The sequence below is a fragment of the Streptomyces himalayensis subsp. himalayensis genome (assembly GCF_013778455.1).
Lineage (GTDB): Bacteria > Actinomycetota > Actinomycetes > Streptomycetales > Streptomycetaceae > Streptomyces > Streptomyces himalayensis.
This window is the reverse complement of record NZ_JACEHE010000069.1, coordinates 1-6,768: the sequence shown is the minus strand read 5'-3', so window position 1 is coordinate 6,768 and position 6,768 is coordinate 1. Positions and strand designations below refer to the sequence as shown.

Here is a 6,768-nt window from a genome sequence, read left to right as displayed (position 1 = left end):
ACGGGGGAGGAACGCCTGCCCACAACGAAAACGCCCGCGAGAAGCGGAACGGCGCGCGAGCACAACACGCCCCGGGCTCGAACGCAACGCGAACTAATCCGATCAACAACCGTTCACGCCCTGGTACTTGATCGGCCGTCGATCAGTAACAGAAGCGACGGAATCGGTGATTTGAGCAACTGGGTGTAGCGCTGCCTGTACGAAGCGTTATTCTCCTCAGACGCAAATCGGTACCCACGCGTCGCCACGACGAGTGAACGGTCCCGTACTGCACGTGATGAAAGCTCTGCCTCTGGGAGTCCCGTGTACCCATACGTCGGGGTTGACGCCTCGGGCCTGGCTACGCTGCGCACAGCGGTCGTCGACCACTTGCGCGGCTTCGTCCCCACCGCGTATCCCGTCCCCGCTCTCGCCGCGCCGCGCATCGCCACCAGCGGCCCCGCGGGCCCCTGCTATGCCCTGACGGACGGCATCGACAAGGGGTCGGCGCGGCGGTCCGTCGTCGAGGGGCGGCGGTCGGGCGACGGACGGGACACCCCCAGACGGGGTCGCGGCGGGGCGGCCACCTCCACCGCACGGCGTCCCGCGGCGGACAGCGACAGCGCCCGGATGATGGACCTCGTGGAGCGGGCCCAGGCCGGCGAGGCCGAGGCGTTCGGCCGGCTCTACGACCGGTACAGCGACACGGTGTACCGATACATCTACTACCGCGTGGGCGGCAAGGCGACGGCCGAGGACCTCACGAGCGAGACCTTTCTCCGCGCCCTGCGCCGCATCGGCACGTTCACCTGGCAGGGCCGCGACTTCGGCGCCTGGCTGGTCACGATCGCCCGCAATCTGGTCGCCGACCACTTCAAGTCGAGCCGTTTCCGTCTCGAAGTGACCACCGGCGAAATGCTCGACGCCAACGAGGTCGAGCGCAGCCCCGAGGACTCCGTCCTGGAGTCCCTGTCGAACGCCGCACTCCTCGATGCCGTACGCCGCCTCAACCCCCAGCAGCAGGAGTGCGTCACGCTGCGCTTCCTCCAGGGCCTCTCGGTCGCCGAGACCGCCCGCGTGATGGACAAGAACGAAGGCGCCATCAAGACCCTCCAGTACCGGGCCGTGCGTACCCTGGCCCGTCTCCTCCCGGACGACGCCCGCTGAGCGACCACAGACCCGGATGCACTCAGCGCGACCTTCAACTCACGTTCGGTGAAAGCGCGTTGGCTGCACGGTTCACTCATGCTCCGTCCGTAACCCAAGTGCCGAGCCGCTCGTTGTGCGGGATACAGGCTCCCTGTGGTCACACCCTGACCGCCACCGCTCACTCGATCGTGTGGATGTGCTCAAGGAGTGCAACCCTCAGGAACCCCTGGGGAGTCGACCGTCATGACGAGAGGAGGTGCCGCCAGTGATCGCGAATGTATCGGCGCACCGGCGGGCGAACGCCTTCGCCCAGGCCCTGGAGGAGCATTCCGACAGGGTCACGGCGGCCGAGAAGCCCGGCGAGTCGGCCGAACAGGCCGAGAAGCAGAGGATGTTGGCACTGGCGACCGGTCTCGGCGGGATGCCGAAGCCGGAGCTGGACGCCGGCGTCAAGGTCGTCCAGCGGGCGCGGCTCGTGGCAGCCATGGAAGCCATGGTGCTCGAAGGCACGGAGGCGGGCAGCGAGGGCGCGGGTCCCTCGGTGCCCGAACAGCGGTCCCGCCGCGGCGCGCACCGGGCGAGTCCGCTGCGCAAGCTGCGGTCGCGCTCCCGTCTGTCCAAGGGCATCGCCGCGGGCGGACTGACCGTCGGCGTGGCCGCCGGGGCACTGGGCGGAGTGGCCGCCGCCAGCACCGACGCCCTACCCGGCGATTCGCTGTACGGGCTCAAGCGCGGCATGGAGGATCTCAAGCTGGGCATGGCCGACGGAGAATCGGACCGCGGCCGGCTCTATCTGGACCAGGCGGCGACCCGGCTGAACGAGGCCCGCCGGCTCATGGAGCGGGGCCGCTCCGGCGATCTCGACCACGAGTCCGTCTCCGAGATGAGGCGCGCACTCTCCGGCGTGCAGCACGACGCCAGCGCGGGCCACCGCCTGCTGCACTCGGCATACGAGCGTGACGGCTCGCTAGGCCCGATCCAGGCACTGTCGTCGTTCTCCCAGTCGAACCGCGACACCTGGACGACCCTGCGCGAGCGGCTGCCCGTCCAGCTCGGCGACGTGAGCCAGGAGGTCAGCTCGGTCTTCGACGCCATAGACCAAGAGGTCGATCCGCTGCGGTCGATGCTGCCGGGATCGCCTTCCTCGGGAGACGGCACCACCCAGCCGGGCACCGGCCAGGAGTCCACCGGCTCCTCCGGTTCCGACCGTCCGTCGCCCACGACCTCCGGCTCGTCGGCGGGCAGCACGAGCGGCACCGGCTCGCCGGAGCCCTCCACCTCCGGTGCCAGCGAGGACGAGGGCCTGCTCGGCGGCAATACGGGCGGCCTGTTCGACCCGCCCGTGGAAGAGACCAGCCCGAGCCCGTCCGGCGAGGCCAGCCTGTCCCCGGAGCCGGACATCACGGTCCCCCCGCTGCTGCCCTTCCTGCCGGGCCTGGGCATCGGCGGCGAGGACACGTAGGAGCCCGTCCCGTCCCCGGCATACGTTGATGGGGCGCCCTCCAATCGGGGGGCGCCCCATCGACGTATGCGGGGCAGCTGCGAGTCCGACGTCAGACGAACCCACAAGACCTCCGACGTCAGAAGACCACAGAAGAACAGGTCAGAAGAACACAGACCGCCGCTGCACGAGCAACTTGTACAGCGTGTGCTGGATCTGTTCGCGTACCTGGTCCGTCAGGTTGAACATCAGCATCGGGTCCTCGGCCGCCTCCGGCGGATAGCCGTCCGTCGGGATCGGTTCGCCGAACTGGATCGTCCACTTCGTGGGCAGCGGCACCGCGCCCAGCGGGCCGAGCCAAGGGAACGTCGGCGTGATCGGGAAGTACGGGAATCCGAGCAGCCGCGCGAGCGTCTTCGCGTTGCCGATCATCGGGTAGATCTCCTCAGCACCGACGATCGAGCACGGCACGATCGGGGTCCCGGCCCGCAGCGCGGTCTGGACGAAGCCGCCCCGCCCGAAGCGCTGCAGCTTGTAACGCTCGCTGAACGGCTTTCCGATGCCCTTGAAGCCCTCCGGCATCACCCCGACCAGCTCGCCCCGCTGCAGCAGCCGCTCGGCGTCCTCCGCGCACGCCAGGGTGTGCCCGGCCTTGCGCGCCAGCTCGTTGACGACCGGCAGCACGAACACCAGATCCGCGGCGAGCAGCCGCAGATGCCGGCCTTCGGGGTGGTTGTCGTGCACGGCGACCTGCATCATCAGGCCGTCGAGCGGCAGCGTCCCCGAGTGGTTGGCGACGATCAGCGCCCCACCGTCCGAGGGGATGTTCTCGATGCCTTTCACGTCGACGCGGAAGTACTTCTCGTAGAGCGGCCGCAGCAGCGACATCAGGACCTGGTCGGTGAGCTCCTGGTCGTACCCGAAGTCGTCGATTTCGTAGTCGCCGGTCAGCCGCCGCCGCAGGAAGGCCAGGCCGCCCGCGATCCGCCGGTCCCAGCCGGCTGTGGCCGGCTCCCGCCGGGGCTCCCGCGGTTCCTCAGGCTCACGCGTCATCGGCGCACCGCCCTGCTCCTGTGCATACGGTCCCGGCAGGACCTGGACCTCGCGGGCGCCCACCGGCTCCGCCTTCCGCCGGGCCGGGGCCCGGCGGCGTGGCGGGCGCTGCGCACCCCCGCGCGAGCGATCGTCGTCGAACGGAATGACCTTGGCGTCCGCCATCGTTGATGCGCTCCTCATGTGGCGCTCTGCGTCGGGGGGTGGCCGCTGCCCAGGACGGGCAGCGCGGCGATCCGGTCGACGGCCCCCGCAAGGGCCTCCGGCGGCAGCAGTCCCGGGCCGCGGCTGCGTGCGAAGTCCGCGAACGTCTCCGCGGTCGTGTACTTCGGCTGGAACCCCAGTGTCTCGCGCATCTGATGGGTCGACACGACCCGGCCATGCGTGAGCAGCCGGAGCTGCTCGGGCGAGAAGTCGGTCATGCCCAGCGTGCGCAACGCCGTACCGACCCAGCTGACGGCGGGCAGCAGCACGGGCACGGTCGGGCGGCCCAGACGGCGCGCGCACTGCGAGAGCAGCAGCACACCGTCACCGGCGATGTTGAACGTGCCGCTGTTGAGCGTGCCGCGTGCCGGCTCGTGCGAGGCGATGCGCAGCACGTCGATCACGTCGTCCTCGTGCACGAACTGCAGCCGGGGGTCGTAGCCGAACACGGTCGGCAGTATGGGCAGCGAGAAGTAGTCGGCGAGCGGCGAGTCCGCGGTGGGGCCGAGGATGTTGGCGAAGCGCAGCACGCACACGGCCACATCGGGGCGGCGCCGCGCGAAGCCGCGCACATACCCCTCGACCTCGACGGTGTCCTTGGCGAAGCCACCGCTGGGCAGCGACTTGGGCGGCGTCGTCTCGGTGAAGACGGCAGGATCGCGCGGCGCCGACCCGTACACGTTCGTGCTGGACTTCACGACCAGGCGCTTGACGCTCGGCGACTTCTGGCAGGCGCCGAGCAGCTGCATGGTGCCGATGACGTTGGTCTCCTTGACCGAGGCCCGGTTGCCTCCGCCCAGCGGGTAACCCGTGACATCCAGGTGGACGACTGTGTCGACGGCGTGCTCGGCGAGCACCCGGGCGATCGTCGGCTGCCGGATGTCGGCCCTCACGAAGTCGGCGCCCCCCAGATGATGCTCGGGCGGCACCGCGTCCACGGCGACCACCCGCTCCACTTCGGGATCGCGCTGGATCCGCCGCACGAACCGGCCTCCCAGCTGACGGGCCACCCCCGTCACGAGCACGACCTTGCCCAAGATCAGCGCCTACCTTCCCAGCCCTCGTCGCGCCCTGTCCTGCCGCTCCTGCGCGCCACGTTAGCGGCTGGATGTTGCGCTGTGATGACCACTCGATGCAGGAAGTGACGACAGCCACAGATGTACGTACAGACCATGTGCACAGCTTGCGCAGACCTACGTACAGATCCGCGCAGGGACCAAGCTCTCCGGGGCCAGCGTACGACCGCGCATGCGACAGGGGAAAAGACCTGCGCCCTGCATGCCCTGAAAAGGCGACTGATTTCCGGTGAACGGGCTGTGGCCCTCCCACCGTGCGGTGGAAGGGCCACAGAGCGCGCTTGGTACAGCGACCGCCTACTTCTTGTTGCGACGCTGCACGCGGGTGCGCTTCAGCAGCTTGCGGTGCTTCTTCTTCGCCATCCGCTTACGCCGCTTCTTGATAACAGAGCCCACGACTACCCTCGCTCACTTCTCGGACAACCCCCGCGGGGGCGGGGACAATCACTCGGTGCGGGGCTGACTTGGGCCCACACGACCTACGAGGGGCTAGCCTACCCCGCCCGAGCTCCGCATCTGTAATCGAGGGTCCCGGAGGACGCCGTCAGGCCGTTTCCACCCCCACATACGACTCGCGAAGGTACTCGTGAACCGCTTGCTCCGGGACTCGGAAGGACCTCCCCACCCGGATCGCGGGCAGATGACCGCTGTGCACCAGCCGGTACACGGTCATCTTCGACACTCGCATCACCGAGGCGACTTCCGCCACGGTCAGGAACTGAACCTCGTTCAGAGGCCTCTCGCCAGCAGCCATGACACACCTGAACCTTCCACACATGACGGGCACCGGCTTCCCCTCCGGTGACTCCTCGTCGCTGTGCGCTCACTCCCCAGACTAGGGGCGGGTGATGCGAGTGGGGAAGAGGAGCAGCCATCGGCTGCTTACTGTGACAGACACGCTCGATTGAGTACATAGCGAGTAAGCGGTCGGTAGTAATCAGACCGCACAGCGTCATCAAGCGGAACGACGACGGGCACCCGCCCCTCCGCCTCCCCCACGAACAGCGCCGGATCGTCCGTGTCGGCCACCCCGATGGTGTCAATACCGAGCTGACCTGCCCCGCAGGCCCATCCGTGGTCTCCGACAACGAGCACCGGCAGAGGGCCGCCGGCATCGGCGGCGGCCGCCAGGGCAGTACGAACCGGGAGCGGCGAGTGAGAGTGTGCGCCGGTGTCACAACCGGCGCCCAGGGCGCCTGCTTCCCGCACCAACGCGACTCCTCGTACGTAGTCGAGGTTGTACGTACGTAGACCGAACCGGGTCGTTATGTCGACACGACGACCCTGCGCCGGGGTGAGAACGGGACAGCCGGCTGCTGACAGCGCACCGGCCAAAGCGGCGTAGAAGTCAAGGAGCCGATGCGGGTGACCCGTCCCGAGGAGCACGGGTTCGCAGCGCCGCGCCGCCTCGCCGAGCCGCTTCGCGAAGGCATCGAGCCCCGCCAGAGTCCGCTCGGGATCGATCACGTCATGCCCTGTCGTGTGCAGGGGATCGGCCGATACACCGCACTTGTCGGCCATGAGCGCGATCACATCCCGCTGGCCCCAGCTCCACTCGGGGTCGAGTCCGAGCAGCACCCGCGGATCCCGGGCGGCGAAGAGCCGGTAACTCCGCAGGCTCTCCTCGCGCGAGGTGGCCACGGGCCCGGCCAGTCTGGCCGCCAGGAGATGCGCACGCAACGCTCCGGTGCTCAACACGCCCCGATGCTGGCGCACCGGCAGCGGCCGGACCTCGAAAACCGGGGAAAGACCGCACAGTTGGCGTAACACCACTTGTCCGAGCCCTGCGATCCGCTAACGCGAACCCTGTGACGCCGCTCGTCCGGGCCGCCGTTCTACCGAGGCCGGTGACGCCGCTCGTCCGGG

At 69.0% G+C, this 6,768-nt stretch carries 7 protein-coding genes; 2 read left to right on the top strand and 5 right to left on the bottom strand.

What is annotated here, in order from left to right; genetic code table 11:
- The first annotated feature begins 303 nt into the window (after positions 1–303).
- Both H1D24_RS41280 and H1D24_RS41275 read left to right on the top strand, forming a co-directional pair.
- The gene (locus H1D24_RS41280) at positions 304–1,146 is read left to right on the top strand and encodes an ECF subfamily RNA polymerase sigma factor, BldN family (RefSeq protein WP_181662919.1); all 843 of its coding nucleotides are present in this window, start codon (positions 304–306) and stop codon (positions 1,144–1,146) included.
- A 247-nt stretch (positions 1,147–1,393) separates the two neighbouring features.
- The gene (locus H1D24_RS41275; protein WP_181662918.1) at positions 1,394–2,590 is read left to right on the top strand and encodes a DUF5667 domain-containing protein; all 1,197 of its coding nucleotides are present in this window, start codon (positions 1,394–1,396) and stop codon (positions 2,588–2,590) included.
- Positions 2,591–2,731: 141 nt separating this feature from the next.
- On the opposite strand, the gene H1D24_RS41270 is transcribed toward H1D24_RS41275, so the two are convergent.
- The 5 genes from H1D24_RS41270 to H1D24_RS41250 form a co-directional block, all read right to left on the bottom strand.
- A complete protein-coding gene (locus tag H1D24_RS41270; protein ID WP_181662917.1) occupies positions 2,732–3,787 on the bottom strand; it encodes a lysophospholipid acyltransferase family protein in 1,056 nt (351 codons plus the stop codon).
- 14 nt (positions 3,788–3,801) lie between these two features.
- The gene (locus H1D24_RS41265; RefSeq protein ID WP_181662916.1) at positions 3,802–4,863 is read right to left on the bottom strand and encodes an NAD-dependent epimerase/dehydratase family protein; all 1,062 of its coding nucleotides are present in this window, start codon (positions 4,861–4,863) and stop codon (positions 3,802–3,804) included.
- Between the two features lie 336 nt (positions 4,864–5,199).
- Positions 5,200–5,298: a 30S ribosomal protein bS22 gene (locus tag H1D24_RS41260; RefSeq protein ID WP_003948845.1), complete on the bottom strand. Its 99-nt coding sequence runs from the start codon at positions 5,296–5,298 to the stop codon at positions 5,200–5,202.
- 148 nt (positions 5,299–5,446) lie between these two features.
- Positions 5,447–5,656: a helix-turn-helix domain-containing protein gene (locus H1D24_RS41255; RefSeq protein ID WP_093781815.1), complete on the bottom strand. Its 210-nt coding sequence runs from the start codon at positions 5,654–5,656 to the stop codon at positions 5,447–5,449.
- Between the two features lie 128 nt (positions 5,657–5,784).
- Positions 5,785–6,600, bottom strand: coding sequence for a phosphatase (locus H1D24_RS41250; protein WP_181662915.1), 816 nt, complete (start codon positions 6,598–6,600; stop codon positions 5,785–5,787).
- Positions 6,601–6,768: the final 168 nt, after the last annotated feature.